Raw genomic sequence first — 17,655 nt, 5'->3', positions numbered from 1 at the left:
CAATTCTGGCGGCTGTATCCTAAAGAGTAAGTTGTGGAGCCGGTGTTATGGCACAGATTTTGACGATCGCGGATGCTGCGACTTTTGAAGTCGTGCAAGAGTTGCTCTCAGGGGAGGGACATCAGGTGAGAGTCGCCCCCGACGGTAAGGATGGTTTAGATTTGGCGCGGGACTTCTCCCCGGATGCGATATTTTGCGATGGGAATTCGCCTCAAATCAACTGGTTGGAGATGTGCCGGCTGGTGAAAGCCGAGCGAGAATTGGCGGCTGCTTATTTTGTGCTGCTGACAACACCAGAGCAATTTGCAGAAGTTCAAGAATTCGAGGGGCTGATTGACGATTTCCTGTTTAAACCGATAGTTAAGCAAGAATTGTTGGGGCGGGTGCGCGCGGGGAAGCGATCGCAGCGTTTGAGGCTGGATCTGGAGCAAACTCAGAAAGAATTGCAACTGTCGCGCGATCGAATGTTGCAAACTGAAAAGATGTCTACTTTGGGCGAATTGGTATCTGGTATTGCCCACGATATTAACAATCCGATTACTTTTATTTACAGCAATCTCACTCACGTCCAAACTTATGCTACCGACTTAATACAACTGCTGCGATTGTATCAAAAACACCTAGTCAATCCCGACTCGGAGATCCTGCAAAAACAGCAAGATATGGATGTGGAATTCGTGCTCGACGATTTATTAAAAATTGTGAGTTCCATGCGAACCGGGAGCGATCGCATCCGGCAAATTATCTTGTCGGTACAGGATTTTTCCCGCAGCGATCGATCGGGCTGGCAGTTATTCGATATTTCCGACGGTTTAGAAAACACTCTGTTATTGTTGCAGCACCGCTTGCCGGCCCGCGATGGCAGGCGGGATATCAAGGTGATGAAGCAATACGGAAATCTGCCGCAAATTGAGTGTTACGCAGGTCAGCTCAATCAAGCTTTTCTGAATATTATCAATCACGCGATCGATGCTTTAGAAGAGTCGAGTCAAGAGCTGGAGGAGTCGAAATCAATCAAATTTAAGCCTGTGATTTTGATTGGGACTCAGGTAATCGATGCTCAGCGAATTGCTATTGAGATTGCTGATAACGGCATGGCAATTAGCCAAGATGCCACAGAGCAAATTTCCGATTCATTGTTCGTGGCAAAACCCTGGGAACGCAGCAGCATTTTGGGAATTGCTGCCAGCTATCGGATAATTGTCGAGCAGCACAAAGGAGAGTTAAAGTTTTTTTCGGAACCGGGTAAAGGTACTAAGTTTCGGATAGAAATTCCGATCAGACACAGTTGATTAATAGTATTTGCTGCGGCGTGGGGGCTAGTTTTGAAAATTGTTGGTAAAACGAGCCTCTACAAATGCGGTTGAATGTTTGTTAATCGAGTTGAGAAATTAGCCGATCGTTGATTTCGCTGCTAATTTTGTACTCGCACTGCTGTTGCAGCGGACACTCGCAGCAGCGGGGGTTTTTGGCAGTACAAACTGCCGCCCCAAAGTCCAGCAGTCCTAAATTCCAACGCCCGACTTGCTGTTTGGGAGCGACTCGTTCTGCAGCTTGCCAAAGTTCGGGCGATCGCCAGATCGGAGATAGTTGGATATCGATGACAAATTGCTGATAAATAGGATTGCTATAGCAGATTTAAATAAATTGTAAAACTCTCTTTCTACTCTCTTGCTCTGCGTTCTCTGCGTTCTCTGCGGTTAATAAAAAAAAAGCCCGATCGAGCATCCGCCAGACCCATAAACCGCGAAAATACTTTAATCTCAAATCAACCCACAATGTAAAATTTTGTATAGAAAATGATCGAAGTCCCAAAGAATAGACGATAGTTAACATTTAAGAGATTTCAACAGTCCGCAAAAACAAATTTAAAGCAGGTAATAAAATGGTAGTAGCAGCACCAGTTCAATCCCACAATCAATCAATTTTTCAAGCTCGTTACGACAACTTTATCGGCGGCAAGTGGGTAGCACCGGTGAAAGGAAAATACTCAGAAAACCTTTCTCCAATTACGGGAAAATCAATTTGTCAAATCCCCCGATCGAGCGCCGAGGATGTAGAATTGGCACTGGATGCCGCCCACAGCGCGAAAGACAAGTGGGGTAAGACGAGCCCAGCAGACAGGGCGCGGGTGCTGCACAAAATAGCCGATCGCATGGAAGAAAACCTCGATCGCCTAGCCACCGCCGAAACCTGGGACAACGGCAAACCAATTCGCGAAACCCGCCTCGCAGACATCCCGCTGGCGATCGACCATTTCCGCTACTTTGCAAGCTGCATCCGAGCCCAAGAAGGGTCGATCGGCGAACTCGACGGCACAACAGTCGCCTACCACTTCCACGAACCCCTAGGCGTCATCGGACAAATCATCCCCTGGAACTTCCCCATCCTAATGGCCGCCTGGAAACTCGCCCCAGCCCTCGCCGCCGGCAACTGCGTAGTCCTCAAACCAGCCGGGCCCACCCCCGCCTCAATCTTGGTACTGATGGAAATCATCGCCGACTTAGTACCGGATGGCGTAATCAACGTCGTCAACGGGCCCGGTGCCGAAATCGGCAAAACCCTCGCCACCAGCCCCCGCATTGCCAAGGTAGCCTTCACCGGCGAAACAACTACGGGCCGGCTGATCATGCAGTACGCTTCCCAAAATGTGATCCCCGTAACACTAGAATTAGGCGGCAAATCCCCCAACATTTTCTTTGAAGATGTCTGCGCCCAAGACGACGAATTCCTCGACAAAGCAGTCGAAGGATTTGTGATGTTTGCTTTCAACCAAGGCGAAGTTTGCACCTGTCCTTCGCGGGCGTTAATTCAGGAGTCAATCTACGATCGATTTATGGAAAGGGCGATCGATCGCATCCGCCAAATCAAACAAAACAACCCCCTAGATCCGACAACCGCCCTAGGCGCGCAAGTCTCCATCAACCAGATGGAAAAAATCGCCGAATACGTCAAAATCGGACACGCCGAAGGCGCAGAATGCCTAATTGGCGGCGAAAGAAACATCCTATCCGGCGACTTGCAAGAAGGCTATTACTTCCAGCCAACAGTCTTCAAAGGAAACAACAAAATGCGAATTTTCCAAGAAGAAATCTTCGGCCCAGTATTAGCCGTTACCACATTCAAAGACGAAACCGAAGCCTTAGAAATTGCCAACGATACCCTCTACGGCTTAGGTGCAGGAGTTTGGACTCGCGACATCAACACCGCCTACCGCATGGGCCGCGCCGTTCAAGCAGGCCGCGTGTGGACAAACTGCTATCATTTGTATCCCGCCCACGCAGCCTTCGGCGGCTACAAATCATCCGGTATCGGCCGAGAAAATCACAAAATGATGTTAGATCATTACCAACAAACCAAAAACTTATTAGTCAGCTACAGCCCCAAAGCTTTAGGCTTCTTCTAAGGTTTTAAGTCCTTGGGATCGAAAAAGGAAGAAGGACAAACTTCAATGATTCGTGAACTCCTTCTTTCTCTCTTTCCTCTCCGTCTCTGCGCCCTCTGCGCTCTCTGCGGTTAATAAAAAAAAATCTCATTCACAAACAAAATAAAATTGCTACACAAACAGGATAAAATGGAAAATATTCAAAAAGTCACCGCCACAGAAGCCGCTTTAAAATTAATCAACCATCTCAAAACTCAACACGGACAATTGATGTTTCACCAATCCGGGGGTTGCTGCGACGGTAGTTCCCCCATGTGCTATCCCGATGGCGAATTAATAATCGGCGATGGCGATGTATTGCTAGGAAAAATCGGCGGTTGTCCTTTTTATATCGCAGCGCAGCAATACGAACATTGGAAGAAAACGCAGTTAATTATTGACGTAGCATCCGGGCCGGGAGGCAGCGATTTTTCCCTAGAAGGGCCGGATGGAGAGCGTTTTATTACTCGTTCCCGCTTGTTTGTTAATGCTGATTGACTTTGTTTAGTTTGATTTTTGCACTATAGCAATTTTATTTGCAATGAACCGCAGAGGGCGCAGAGGGCGCAGAGAAAGAGGAAAGAGAGAAATAATATTTCTATTGAGAAGTTGGGCGTTTTTTGCGGTGTTTACTTTGTTTAGGGCAAACGTATTTCTTCAATAAAGGAGATGCCATCGAAAATGCCATTTTTAAATGCTTGAGTGCTGCGAACTCGCTGAGTTTCGCTGAGTAATGTCATTGTTTCAACGAAGGTTATCAGTGCATCATCTTGAGTTTTAGTGGCACGAAAGCAAACAGTTTCTTGGCCTGCATCCCACGCTATTGCCGCAAAATCAGAATAACTGCTAGAAGACAGTTTCAAAATCTGATTTTCAAACTCTCCTTGAAAATTTAGCTGGAGGCGAGAACCGTCTGAGTATTGGTAATTATTAATTTGTCGGTAGTGACTTCCTTCAATCGTTACGGTAAAATTACCGAAGAAGCTGCGAGAAAAATGTCCGCGAGTATCGGTTTTAATGTACTCGCCTTGCCAAGTGCCAATGTGACGTGTGAAAATTTCAGGAACTTTTTCTAAATCAGGAGGGTAAGATATATTTTCTGACATCGGGATTGCTCCTATTTGCTGTTTCTAACGGCGACCTATTTTCAGACTCATTTCACGGCTAGTGCGTTGATATTCGTGGACAATCGGTAATCTTTCGGTTTGGAATTTTTCGAGAGCTTCGGGAATATTCGCACTCTCTGCGAGATGTTTGGTTAAATACAAACCATCTTCCCAACCGGAAGTCATTCCTCTAGCGCGTGTGGAACTTTTGGCGTGGGCTGCATCTCCTATTAAGAGCACGCGCCCGTCATAGATTTTTGGTAGGGGGTCAATGTCGTAGGAAAAACGACAGACTATATTTTCGACTGGGGTTGATTCAATTAGTTTTCGCGCATCGTCTGGGAGTTTTGCTAGTTCTTGGGGAGGAATGATAGTATTATTAGGTTGCAGTTTTCCGATTTCGGAGTCGGTGCGTTCTTTTTCGATAAAGAAACCCCAATGAGTTCGACCTCCACCTATGTGAAAGAAGTTGGCATAAATTCCTCTACCGCGTACATAAACAAAAAAGTTTCCTTCGGGACAGAAGCTATTATCTTCGACTATTCCTCGCCAAACGATATCGCCTAAATAGAATAGTTCTACGTTGGGAACTATAGATTGACGAACTTTTGAGACGATTCCATCGGCACCAATTAACAAATCGCCTTCCCATTTAGTGCCGTCTTTAAAGTGGGCGATCGCGCTGTGCTCGGTTTGGGCGATCGATGCTAATTCTGCATTAAAATGAAGGCATTCTGGGGGTAATTCGTCGAGGATTGCTTCTAATATAGCTTTGCGGTGTACCAGCATTCCGGGGAGTTCGTTTTCTTGGTAGGTGACGGGTTCGGAATTGATGACACCGCCGCGCAAATTGCGAAACTCGAATACTTTGACAGCATCGCCCGAATTGATAATTTTTTCGGTAATTTTCGGGTTTCCTTGATGCAGTGCTTGCATACCTGGTTGTACGATCAGGATACCGCAGCCGTCGGTGCGCGGATGGGGTGCTTTTTCAAACAAATCAACCTGAAATCCTTGTTGAATGAGCAGAATTGCCAGATACGATCCTGATGTTCCTGCGCCGATAATACCTATCCGGGTCTGGGACGGAACCATTTGTGCTGCTCCTGATTTAAGATGGTCGATCGCTCCTCAAGGAATATTATATAGCAATCCTAAATGAGTCGTAAATATTTTTACCCCACCCCAACCCTCCCCGAACTCGCGGGGAGGGAGTAAGAAATTCACAAATGATTTAGGATTGCTATAATTACATAAAATAAGATTTGGGCAAAATCTCAACGGGCGATCGAGCTTTTGCTAATAGCGACAGGTTTCAAGCGGCCGCTAAAATCAGTATTGGAATCGATGCAGGATTAATAATTAATATCATGTCAGCTTGAACGATCGTATTGGTTTGATCCTTCGGATTTTTGTTTTTTTTTCCCTATAACTAACGTCCGAACGATCGAACCGTTTTGATTGCGATCGATCGACCGGACATAATATAATCGGTGAGTTGAAAATTATCGAACTCAGGAACGAAAAGTTAATAACTTAAGCATCTGCCACGCTTTTTTATCTCCAGAAGTCGCGAGGTAAAGAGAGGTAGAGCCTCCGCACCTGCATTACCAGGCAGAGCGAAAGTAACGAGCAATAAAAAAAAATGCTTTTTCCCAAATTGAAAATTATCGCACTAAGGAACTTAAAACCACATTAAGCTTTAGGACTGGTAATTAAAGCCAATTCAATTTTTTCATCAGGCTTTTGAGTGACTTGTGCGTCTAAACCCGGGCCAAAGAATTTAGCTATTTTTTCTTGCTTTTCTTCCCAAACTTCGATCGGTATCAGCGGCGAATAAAACTCTAGAATTAACCCGTAAGCACCATCCACATCTACTTCCCGCAACCCTTGGAGGAGAGGCCGTTCCTCGTCTGTCGGGGCCAGCCCCAAGCGCTCCAGAGAATCATCTAAGTGCGCGGGTTGGCCGTAGCGAAATCGGGTGATATCTTTCCGGACTTGGTTTTGAGTCTCCGTGGCCTGACTTTCTCGCAGGAGGAGAACTTCGCCAGAGGTGGGTTGGGTGAACTCGGCTGGTTCGAGTTCGGCTGCTTTCAGCGCCAACCCTCCCAACAACAGCGGAATTCCATAAAAAAACCCGGCTAGATTTAAGGTAGGTTTGTCGGTGAAGTAGGCATAGAAACCGACTACTGCTAGGATACCGCCCACAACTAAGGCTAGGCTTGCTAAAGAAGTTTTACGTAACATATTCGTGAGGTAAGTAGTCCGACAGAAACAAGATACTTTAATTATTATCGGGCAAAAAGTATGGAAAAAATTTAGTTTTTTTGCCAAAATACCTGCGAAAACTGCTAGCGTCAATAAGGGCGGGAGGGGTGTGCGCGCACAATCTTGTCTCTCGCCGCCAAAACTTATCCCGCTTTCCCCAGCGGCCTTGCGACTGGTAAATATCCGTGTAAATTGTGTGGCGCGGGTTCCAGAAGGCAATCGAGATCGGCAGTATCATTAAAGTATAGAGATTTGAACTTGCGATCGACCATCTTGCCCTTTCAACCAATTTTCGGACATGATCGAAGACGAAGACAGAAAAACTGCGGTCACAAACAAGTCGGTTCTAGAGCAGATCAACTCGCTCAAACGCGAAGATGAAAGGCTTTATAATATCTTAGCGATCGATGTCTGGGCCCTAGCCAAGACGATGGACGAATATCAACCGGGATTTTGGTCGGCTTTTATGAAAAATCGCGAGAAAGCTCTGAAGCGATTTTTAACTGAAGTGATGAAAAACAAACCCGCAGATTCTAAGCGTCCGCCTTTTCTGCGCTGAAGTTTAGCTGATTTTTTGAGGTACAATCAAAATATAACACAGATTCAAAAACCCCGATCGCGTTTGTCACTTACAATATAAAAAACAGTGAAGGACGAGTTCAGAAATCTATGTCGGCGAATTAAATATTCTCGTCTGTTCGCAGGGGGAATGTCAAATATTTTTGTTAATAGTAGCAAAGGCGAAAAACAATGGATGCACAGACAATTAAAGAGCGCGTAGCAGAAATCGAAATCAAGCGGGAATCTCTCGTGCGGCTGTTAGACCGATCGGACTTGGGAGCTCTGAGAATCGATGTCAGTCAGGCGATCGAGGAAATTGACGATTTGTTAGAAGAATTTAAGCGTACTTTTAACAGTTAATAGTCATTAGTCATTAGTCATTAGTCATTAGTCAACAGTCAATAGTCAATAGTCATTGGTCATTGGTCATTAGAGCCTAAGCTGTTTTGCATTTAATTTGTATCGTTGGGGCTGACAGGATGCCTCGGTATCAACCAGCCCATTTAACCCGGAACCCGCCAGGGGTTGAAACCCTAGCGGATTGTGGGAAAGCGCGTTGTTAAGTGGGCACTAACTATCAGATGCCCACCCCACAAAAGTTTAAATAAAAACAACTGTGAAGATTAGATGCGCGACAGCTTAACTAATGACTAACAACTAACAACTAATACCAATTTCCTAAAGTAGCGCTAGATATTACCCCCCCCAACCCCCCCTTATTAAGGGGGGGCTAAGACTTCATTAGCACATTTTTAGAAAAATGGTATAACAACTAACAACCAACAACTAAGAGGGCGGGCACTCTTGGCACCGCCCCTACCAACTAACAACTAACAACTAACTATTGACTAATGACTAATGACTGACTAAGGACTAACAACTAACAACTAACAACTATTGACTAATTCAGAGCCATATCCATCAAAATCTGTTGGGAACTAACCTCCGGGTTATTAGCAGGCGGCCGCCGCTGAGAATAGTGTCCCCCAGGCTGCAAATCCCAGGCTTGACGGTTGTCCGCCAACATCACACCCAAAATTTCTTGTAACTCCATCACTATAGTCGGATCTTCCACTTGGACGATCGCCTCAACTCGTCTTGTAAGATTGCGCTGCATCCAGTCAGCAGAACCAATATACACCTCTTCGTCGCCACCGTTGAAAAAATAAAACATCCGCGAATGCTCTAAAAAGCGGCCGATAATACTGATAACCTTGATATTTTCGCTAACACCCTCAACGCCCGGACGCAAACAGCAAATCCCCCGCACAATCAAATCAATTTTAACTCCCGCTTGCGAAGCTTCGTACAAAGCAACAATGATTTGAGGGTCAACTAAAGCATTCATTTTAGCAACAATCCGGCCGCAGCTACCCATGCCGCTATCAGCATTCGATTGGCAGAATTCTGCCTCGCGGCGGATTAATGCTAAAAATCGATCGCGCATATTGACCGGTGCAACCAACAATTTTCGATAAGATAGCTGCCGCGAATAACCGGTTAAATAATTAAACAAGTCCGTCAAATCCGCACCCAAATCTTCGCGACAACTCAACAAACCCACATCAGTATACAGTCCAGCAGTTTTCGGGTTGTAATTTCCCGTGCCGATGTGGACGTAGCGGCGAATAAATCCGTCCTCGCGGCGCACTACCATCACAATCTTGGTGTGGGTTTTGAGTCCCACCAAACCGTAAACAACGTGCACTCCAGCTTGTTCTAACTTGCGAGCCCAATTAATATTATTTTCTTCGTCAAACCGGGCTTTGAGCTCGACTAAAACGGCTACTTGCTTGCCGTTTTCCGCTGCTTCAATTAAAGAACTGACGATCGGCGAATCACCAGAAGTGCGGTATAAAGTCATCTTAATGGCTAACACGGAGCGATCGTGCGCCGCCTCAGTAATAAACCGCTGCACCGTCGCCGCAAACGAGTGATAGGGATGGTGCAGCATCACATCTCCCTGGCGGATAGCCGTGAAAATATCCTCACCATCCTCAACATCCAACATCGATTTGCCTAAAACTATTGGCGATTGCGAGTTCCGCAAGCGCGGCGGCACCACCGGAGTCCACGGGGGGTCTTTCAGTTCCGGCACTGGCAGCCCGACAAAAGACATCAAATCCTTGAGGCCTAGCAGCCCCTCCACGACGTAAACATCCTGCTCTCCGAGATCCAGCTCATCCTTCAACATATCTCGCACAGCAGGCGGCATAACCGCTTGAATTTCCAGGCGCACCGCAGAACCTGTAAACCGGCGCTTGCGGAGTTCCTGTTCAATGGCCAGCAGCAAATCCTCCGCCTCATCTTCCTCCACCGTCAAATCAGCGTTGCGAGTAATGCGGAACGGGTGATATTCCTGAATGTCCATCCCCGGAAACAAAGCCTCTAAATTGTGGGCGATTACCTGTTCGAGAGGTACCCCCGTCCACACAGAAGACTTGCCTTTTTGCTGCCACTGCAAATCCCCCGGTAGCTGCAAAAATCGGGGCAGCACCTGCGGTACTTTGACGCGGGCAAACAATTCCTCCTGGGTGTTGGGGTCTCTGACAACTACTGCTAGATTGAGGCTGAGGTTGGAAAGGAACGGGAACGGATGGCTGGGGTCAACCGCTAGGGGTGTGAGTACGGGAAATACTTGTTCTTTGAAGTAGCGGTGCAAGTAATTCCGCTGTTCTTGATTGAGGTCGATGTAGTCGAAAATGTGGATGCCGTTTGCTGCTAATTTCGGCCGCAGGGTTTGGTCAAAATAGGCGTGTTGCTGAGTAACCATCGGCAACAAACGCTTGTGGATGGCATCTAGCTGTTCTTGGGGCTTGCTGCCGTCGGGGGTCAATTTGCTAACTTTTGCTTCTACTTGCTGCTTGAGCGCCGCTACTCGCACCATAAAGTATTCGTCTAGGTTTGAGCTAAAAATTGCCAGGAATTTGAGTCTTTCTAGGAGCGGCGTGCGGGGGTCGAGGGCTTCGTGAAGCACGCGGTTGTTGAACTCCAGCCAGCTTTGTTCTCGGTTGAAGTAGTATTGGGGGTCGCTGAGGTTGATTGGGGCCGGGTTTTTGGCGGGGGTTTTTTTTGGCTTAGACATGGTTCGGGAGTCTTGGGGAGGCTCGGTGGTATCTCTACAATTTAGTATCGCAGCAGTATTGCGGTAGCGGCGCAGCAGCGGGCGATCGAAATCGCGGGCCAAGACATACAAAACCCGATCGGGCCAGGGGTTTGGCCTGTGGAAAACCCATAATTAAAATCAGCAGTTTCAAGTAAGGACGCGCTGATTTATCGGCACTGCGTATATAAAAATACAGTAAAAATACAGTGGGCTGCGGGAACATCACATCTCCCCCGCACCCCGCACCCCGCACCCCCTCCGACCCTCCCAGACAGAAAGAAGCAAAAGTTAACACAAACAAAGCAACTGCTTGCGCTCGCAGAGATCCCCGCCTCTGATAAACTTGATGGCTGGGAGTGCAAAAGAAGCACAGGCAAGCATCAGCAGTTGGGAGGAAATAGTTCGTGGACAATGTAATCGGTTTAGAGATTATCGAAGTAGTCGAGCAGGCAGCCATCGCCTCCGCTCGCTTGATGGGCAAAGGCGAAAAAGATGAAGCCGACAGAGTGGCTGTAGAAGCCATGCGCGAGCGCATGAACAAAATCCATATGCGCGGCCGCATCGTGATCGGCGAAGGCGAACGCGATGACGCACCCATGCTTTACATCGGGGAACAAGTAGGTATTTGTACTCGCGAAGATGCTAAAGATGTCTGCAATCTAGATGAATTGATCGAAATTGACATCGCTGTTGACCCCTGCGAAGGCACTAACTTAGTTGCTTACGGTCAAAACGGTTCGATGGCAGTTTTGGCAATCTCTGAAAAAGGCGGTTTGTTTGCGGCACCAGATTTCTACATGAACAAATTGGCTGCTCCTGCGGCTGCTAAGAATCATGTAGATATTCGCAAAACGCCAACCGAAAACCTAAAAATTATCTCTGATTGCTTAGGTCGCAGTATTGAAGATTTGGTGGTGGTGGTGATGGATCGCCCCCGGCACAAAGATTTAATAAATGAAATTCGGCAAGCGGGTTCAAGAGTTCGACTGATCAGCGACGGCGACGTTTCGGCAGCGATTTCTTGCGCGTTTTCTGGTTCCAACATCCACGCGCTGATGGGTATTGGCGCAGCACCTGAAGGTGTGATTTCCGCAGCAGCAATGCGCTGCTTGGGCGGTCACTTCCAAGGGCAGTTAATTTACGATCCGGCTGTTGTCAAAACTGGTTTGATCGGTGAAAGCAAAGAGAAGAATATCGCCCGCCTTAAAGAAATGGGCATCACAGACCCAGATAAGATTTACAATGCTGAAGAGTTGGCATCTGGAGAAACTGTTCTGTTTGCAGCTTGCGGAATTACTCCCGGAACGCTGATGGATGGAGTTCGCTTCTTTGGCGGCGGCGCTCGTACTGAAAGTTTGGTAATTTCTTCTCAGTCGAAGACGGCTCGGTTTGTGGATACAATCCATATGTTTGACCAGCCGAAATCTCTGCAATTGAATTAGTCATTAGTTAGCGGTTAACTGTTGGCTGTTGACTGTTAGCGGTTAACTGTTGGCTGTTGACTGTTGACTGTTAGCGGTTAGCGGTTGACTGTTGACTGTTGACTGTTAACAGTCACCCGTGATTGGTAATTAGCGATAGACTAAGAACTAATAACAGGTGACTGTTAACAAGTAAGAAATAAATGGTGACAAATCACAGATATGAATATTGCAGTCGTAGGTCTCAGCCACAAAACAGCGCCGGTTGAAGTTCGCGAAAAACTGAGCATTCCAGAACCGAAGATTGAAGCGGCGATCGCCCAATTGCGGGGCTACCCCCACATTCAAGAAGTTGCCATCCTCAGCACTTGCAACCGCTTAGAAATTTATATTGTTACCAGCGAGTCTGAGCCTGGTGTGCGAGAGGTGATTCAGTTCCTTTCCGAATGCAGTAAAGTTTATGTGCAGTCTTTGCGGCCTCACCTGTTTATTTTGCTGCACGAAGATGCGGTGATGCACTTGATGCGAGTTGCTTCGGGCCTCGATAGTTTGGTGCTGGGAGAAGGACAAATTTTGGCTCAGGTGAAACAAACTCACAAACTCGCCCAGCAGTACAAAGGTGTGGGCAGAATTTTAGAGCGTTTGTTCAAGCAAGCCCTCACAGCAGGGAAGCGAGTTCGCACTGAAACTAGCATCGGTACGGGTGCGGTGTCGATCAGTTCGGCGGCTGCAGAATTGGCTCAATTGAAAGGTCAGCATTTAGCTAGCAGCCGCATTGCGATTATCGGTGCTGGTAAAATGTCGCGGCTTTTGGTGCAGCATTTGCTCTCGAAAGGTGCTAGCCATATTGCGATCGTCAACCGCTCCGTGCGTGGCGGCCAGGAGTTAGCCAATCACTTTAAAGATGCCCAATTGCACTTGTACCTGCTGTCGGAAATGATGCAGGTAATTGCAGATTCTGACTTGGTTTTTACCTGTACGGCCGCTACAGATCCGCTGTTAAATAAAGCTAAATTAGAAGCTGTTTTAATCGCGAGCCGTCCTTTGATGTTGGTGGACATTTCTGTGCCGCGCAACGTTGATTCGGATGCGAAGGAAATCGCTAATGTGAAGTCGTTTAATGTGGACGATTTGAAAGCGGTGGTAGCTCAAAATCACGAAAGCCGCCGCCAAATGGCGATGGAAGCTCAGGGCCTGCTGGAACAAGAAGTAGAGGCTTTTGATGTCTGGTGGCGAAGTCTGGAAACTGTTCCTACTATTAGCTGTTTGCGGGATAAGATAGAATTGATTCGGGAACAAGAGTTAGAAAAAGCTTTGTCGCGTCTGGGCTCTGAATTTTCGGAGAAACATCAAGATGTGATTGAATCTTTAACAAGGGGGATTGTGAATAAGATTTTGCACGATCCGATGGTACAGTTGCGAGCTCAGCAGGATATTGAGGCGCGCAGACAAGCGATGCACACTTTGCAAACGCTGTTTAATTTGGATGTGGATGTCAATCAGCAGTACAGCTAGTTGACCGTCGCCCGTTTTTTGTGTCAACTGTGACAATAGACTTATCAGAAAATTGGGTTGAAAACCCCGTCCTTTGAGGACGGCTTTTTTCCATTGTTAAATAAAATAACAAATCCATCTTCACAAATGAATGTGGTAGAGTAAATAAATCAGACAAGATGTAAAAACCTACCTCCGGACTGGGGAAAAGTCTACGCCCAAAACATTTTTGAGGAAATATGACTGTGCGCGTTACGTGCAAATGCCGTTAGCGAAAGGAACCCTAGCAATAGGATTATTAAGACCCAAATGTCTTAATCATCCTCGTACCCGATTGCCGAGGAGTGTGAAGGCGTAGATTGTTGATGGAGAGGTCAATCGCTGAGGCAAGGCAGATGTACGCAGCGAATCGTGGAGGCAGATAATTTTGTTCGTTACCGGGCTGATAGCCCGGTAACGCAGGTAGTAGGTGAGGAAAAGCGGACTTTTTTTCAAGCGAGGCAGAGCAAGATCGATCGGGATTCCGAGGGGGAAAACCAGTTATTGGTGTCAAATTAAATCTGAAATTATTTGTATTTCGGGTTTGTATCCAAGTCTAGACTCCCCCTAAAGCCAGGGCTGTTTCATTCTGTTGTAGGGGCCGCAAATACTGGCTGTCCCAATCCCTGAAATACTTACAAAATCGTGGATTAGGAGGGTAGGAATTCTTGACACTTGAAGAGTCAAAATCATCGTTTTCTCGATCGTGAAACCGCCAGGCCCGTAAAGCGTGTTTTCAAACTTTCCAGTCAGATTTAGATACCCCTCGCATTCTGCTTGAAAAGGGGGATTTTGATGCTTGTTCTCCCTGTTTAAAAAAAGAGGGGGCGGGATATTCAGGTTGGAAAACAGGCCGTAGTTTTCCTTCTCAATGGGACTCCAAGAGCGAAATGTTCGATCGTATCGTTCGGAATGCAAGTCGTCACGCTCTGAGGACTAAAGTCCTCACTACAACATATTTTATAGTGGTTGTTCTAGCCGAGATAATATTATGAATTTTAAAAGACGAATTTTTAAATTAATTTTACTGCTGGTAGGGCTGTGGTTGTTGGTTGAGTTTTCTTCGCGCCTTGCGGCAGAAATTTTCTGGTTTGAGGAAGTTGGATATCTTGAGATTTTGCTGTTAAAGCTGAAAACTCAAGGGTTGCTGGGGGCGATCGCAATTATTGTTTCTTCTGCCTTTTTGTTCGGAAATTTGGCTTTGGCCCGCCGCCTGCAACATCCGGCAAAGGAAACCAACTCGCAGGTGGCGATGGCGCTGTTCGCTTCACTGAGGGCGAACAAAGCGGGGAAGAATTACGAATTACCTGTTGCTAAATCTCCAATTACTTTTTGGTGGCTGCTGTTGGCGGTATTCGGATTGAGTTCGATCGCAACTTTGACAGTAATTCAATGCGGGCTGTTAGCTGCAAACAGCCTCACCTATCTGGGTATAGGGGGCAATTTGCCTCCAATACCCGTAAAGTTAGGAATTGACTCAATCCAGCCAGGGGCGGTGCAGCTATTTTCTGAGTTTTGGCAGTTGGGCTTGGTGTTGGGTACAATTTTAGCTGTGGCAATTAAGCCGGATTTTTGGCTGCGGGCGATCGCTCTTTTTCTCAGTGTGGCGATCGGGCTAATTGCCGTCAGTAGCTGGACAAAAGTCTTGCAATATTTTCACCCTACTAATTTTAATACAACCGACCCTATTTTTAACCACAATATTAGTTTTTATGTATTTGTTTTCCCAATTTTGGAGTTGCTAAACTTAGCGCTGACAGTTGTACTTTTGTACGGTTTAGTATCTGGCGCTTTAACATATTTGCTGTCGGGAGATAGCCTGAGTAAAGGTAGATTTTTGGGGTTTTCGCGATCGCAGCAGCGGCACTTGTACGGCTTAGGTGCAGCTTTCATGCTAGCCACCGCACTGCGGTACTGGCTGGGGCGCTACGCATTGCTGTACTCGCGCGGAGACGTTACCTACGGGGCGAATTACGCTGACGTGACAGTGCGGTTGCCCGTGTACGGATTTTTGAGTGTTTTGGCGGTGGCGATCGCACTTTTGATGCTGTACCAGGTTTGGCAATTCAAAATTCAAAATAAACTGATAAAAAAGATTGTTTTAACGTGGCTGAGTTTGAGTCTTTTGGTAGGTTGGCTGCTGCCAAAAGTTGTACAGCAACTTATAGTCAGACCCAACGAAATAGCGCGAGAACAGCCCTACATCGAGCGCAGCATTGCCTTTACTCAAGAAGCTTTTGACCTCAAAAAAATCGAAATCAAAACTTTCGATCCAGCCGGGAAATTGACATATAAAGATTTAGAAAGAAATCAACTGACTGTTAGCAACATCCGGCTGTGGGACAAGCGACCGCTGCTGCAAACTAACCGACAGTTACAGCAAATCAGACCGTATTATACATTTCCTGATGCGGATATCGATCGCTACACGATCAAAAAGAAAACAGCAAAAAAGGGAGATACTGAAAGCCAGCAAGTAATTCTGGCGGCGCGGGAACTAGATTATACAGCAGTTGCGCCGGAAGCTCAAACTTGGGTGAACGAACATCTGGTGTACACTCACGGTTACGGCTTTACTCTTTCTCCGGTAAACACAGTCGGTGTCGGCGGTTTACCCGATTATTTTGTGAAAGATATTGGGGAACCAGCCGAGACAGGAAATACTGCTTTAGATGTAACTAGCGATCGAATTAGGGTGAGTATCCCGATCGGCTATCCGCGCATTTACTACGGCGCTATCACCGATACAAACGTGATGACACCCACACAAGTCAAGGAATTCGACTATCCCAGCGGCGAAGAAAATGTTTACAACAATTACAGCGGCAGAGGCGGAATTGCGATCGGTTCTCTGTGGCGGCGCTGGCTGTTTGCTAATTATCTCAAAAATTGGCAAATGGCGCTGACTCGCAATTTTACGCCAGAAACTAAATTATTGTACCGCCGAAACATTAACAAAAGAGTCCGGGCGATCGCACCTTTTTTGCGCTACGATTCCGACCCGTATTTGGTAGTAGCAGACGCAAATCTGAGTAAAGATGATATAGAACAAAATAACAAGAAAAATGGTAATAAAAATCAGCCATCTTCCTCAAATACTAATAGTGACGATCCACCTAACTATCTTTACTGGATGATCGATGCCTATACAGCGAGCGATCGCTATCCGTATTCAGATCCCGGTCAAAATGAATTTAACTACATCCGCAACTCAGTAAAAGTAGTAATTGACGCTTACCACGGCTCGGTTGACTTCTATGTTGCCAATCCCTCAGACCCAATTATCAACAGTTGGATTCGGATCTTTCCCGGACTCTTCAAACCCCTTGACAAAATGCCTCCGGCTATCCGCAAACATATTAGGTATCCCATAGATTTGTTGAACGTTCAATCGGAACGCTTGCTAACTTATCACATGGAAGATCCGCAAGTATTTTACAATCGGGAGGATTTGTGGCGAATTCCCAATGAAATTTATGGCAGCGAACAGCAGGCGGTAGCACCGTACTATTTGATTACGAAACTGCCGACAGAAACTTCCGAAGAGTTTATTTTGCTGCTCCCATTTACGCCAGTTGGTCGCAATAATTTAATTGCTTGGATTGCAGGGCGATCGGACGACAAAAATTACGGAAAATTGCTGTTATACCAGTTTCCCAAACAGCGATTAGTTTACGGCCCGGAACAAATAGAAGCTTTAATTAATCAAGATCCGGTTATTTCCGAACAAATATCTCTCTGGAACCGCCAGGGATCGAAAGCAATTCAAGGAAATTTATTAGTCATTCCCATCGAACAATCTTTGCTGTACGTAGAACCTCTTTATTTAGAGGCAGAACGCAATAGCTTGCCAACTTTAGTCAGAGTTATTGTTGCCTATGAAAACCGCATCGTCATGGCCGAAACTCTTGATGCCGCACTCAAGGCACTTTTTCAAGAACAATCTACGAATAAACCCGCAATTATTCGCCCCGTAGAATCAACAGCCCCGGCTCTGAATTGATAGGCGATATAGCGTTTCTGATTAACGTGAGGCGCTTTTCTGCGATCGGGCATGGGATACTCTCGCTTTTGCGTACTTCACCACGCTTGAGAACCGCTATAGCAATCCTAAATCATTTTCAATAACTGGTTAAGAGGCTAGGAATCGATGTCACTTTTGAAGAGCCTCCTGCGAAAATGGAGGCAGAGCCTCGCCTATCTGCGTTACCAGGCAGAGCCTGGTAACGAGTAGAA

General features: G+C 46.5%; 13 protein-coding genes. 8 read left to right on the top strand and 5 right to left on the bottom strand.

Annotated elements, in window-relative coordinates; all coding sequences use genetic code 11:
• The first annotated feature begins 47 nt into the window (after nt 1–47).
• From WBA89_RS24405 to WBA89_RS24395, 3 genes are all read left to right on the top strand, one after another.
• Entirely contained in the window at nt 48–1,292 is a 1,245-nt protein-coding gene (locus WBA89_RS24405) for a sensor histidine kinase (protein WP_424410066.1), read from the top strand.
• 593 nt (nt 1,293–1,885) lie between these two features.
• Nucleotides 1,886–3,406, top strand: a complete 1,521-nt coding sequence (exaC, locus tag WBA89_RS24400; protein WP_424410064.1) for an acetaldehyde dehydrogenase ExaC — start codon at nt 1,886–1,888, stop codon at nt 3,404–3,406.
• Nucleotides 3,407–3,574: 168 nt separating this feature from the next.
• Entirely contained in the window at nt 3,575–3,922 is a 348-nt protein-coding gene (locus tag WBA89_RS24395; protein WP_424410062.1) for a DUF779 domain-containing protein, read from the top strand.
• A gap of 140 nt (nt 3,923–4,062) precedes the next feature.
• On the opposite strand, the gene WBA89_RS24390 is transcribed toward WBA89_RS24395, so the two are convergent.
• From WBA89_RS24390 to WBA89_RS24380, 3 genes are all read right to left on the bottom strand, one after another.
• Nucleotides 4,063–4,530 (bottom strand): hypothetical protein, encoded by a 468-nt coding sequence (locus WBA89_RS24390; protein WP_424410061.1) that lies wholly within the window; start codon nt 4,528–4,530, stop codon nt 4,063–4,065.
• 24 nt (nt 4,531–4,554) lie between these two features.
• Nucleotides 4,555–5,625 (bottom strand): FAD-dependent monooxygenase, encoded by a 1,071-nt coding sequence (locus tag WBA89_RS24385; protein WP_424410059.1) that lies wholly within the window; start codon nt 5,623–5,625, stop codon nt 4,555–4,557.
• Nucleotides 5,626–6,225: 600 nt separating this feature from the next.
• Nucleotides 6,226–6,777 carry a DUF2854 domain-containing protein gene (locus tag WBA89_RS24380; RefSeq protein ID WP_424410057.1) on the bottom strand — a complete coding sequence of 184 codons (552 nt, stop codon included), beginning with the start codon at nt 6,775–6,777 and terminating at the stop codon, nt 6,226–6,228.
• A 319-nt stretch (nt 6,778–7,096) separates the two neighbouring features.
• Between WBA89_RS24380 and WBA89_RS24375 the strand changes: the two genes are divergently transcribed.
• Together WBA89_RS24375 and WBA89_RS24370 are read left to right on the top strand one after the other, a co-directional pair.
• On the top strand, nt 7,097–7,357 hold the full coding sequence (locus WBA89_RS24375) for a hypothetical protein (protein ID WP_194061314.1): 261 nt from the start codon (nt 7,097–7,099) through the stop codon (nt 7,355–7,357).
• 191 nt (nt 7,358–7,548) lie between these two features.
• A complete protein-coding gene (locus tag WBA89_RS24370; RefSeq protein ID WP_194061315.1) occupies nt 7,549–7,719 on the top strand; it encodes a hypothetical protein in 171 nt (56 codons plus the stop codon).
• A gap of 541 nt (nt 7,720–8,260) precedes the next feature.
• Here the strand turns inward: WBA89_RS24370 and ppk1 are convergent.
• Entirely contained in the window at nt 8,261–10,444 is a 2,184-nt protein-coding gene (gene ppk1, locus WBA89_RS24365) for a polyphosphate kinase 1 (protein WP_424410056.1), read from the bottom strand.
• A gap of 34 nt (nt 10,445–10,478) precedes the next feature.
• Entirely contained in the window at nt 10,479–10,877 is a 399-nt protein-coding gene (locus WBA89_RS24360; protein WP_424410054.1) for a hypothetical protein, read from the bottom strand.
• Here WBA89_RS24360 and glpX point away from each other — a divergent pair.
• The 3 genes from glpX (at nt 10,870) to WBA89_RS24345 (ending at nt 17,422) form a co-directional block, all read left to right on the top strand.
• A complete protein-coding gene (gene glpX / locus WBA89_RS24355; protein ID WP_424410052.1) occupies nt 10,870–11,907 on the top strand; it encodes a class II fructose-bisphosphatase in 1,038 nt (345 codons plus the stop codon). The genes WBA89_RS24360 and glpX overlap by 8 nt on opposite strands.
• A 201-nt stretch (nt 11,908–12,108) precedes the next feature.
• Entirely contained in the window at nt 12,109–13,401 is a 1,293-nt protein-coding gene (locus WBA89_RS24350; RefSeq protein ID WP_424410050.1) for a glutamyl-tRNA reductase, read from the top strand.
• Nucleotides 13,402–14,410: 1,009 nt separating this feature from the next.
• Nucleotides 14,411–17,422, top strand: coding sequence for a UPF0182 family protein (locus tag WBA89_RS24345; RefSeq protein ID WP_424410048.1), 3,012 nt, complete (start codon nt 14,411–14,413; stop codon nt 17,420–17,422).
• The last annotated feature ends 233 nt before the right edge of the window (nt 17,423–17,655 follow it).

It is taken from the genome of Microcoleus sp. (genome assembly GCF_049646505.1).
Classification (GTDB): domain Bacteria; phylum Cyanobacteriota; class Cyanobacteriia; order Cyanobacteriales; family Microcoleaceae; genus Microcoleus.
Note: the sequence above shows the minus strand (reverse complement) of the source record. Positions and strands in the feature narration are given on the sequence as shown.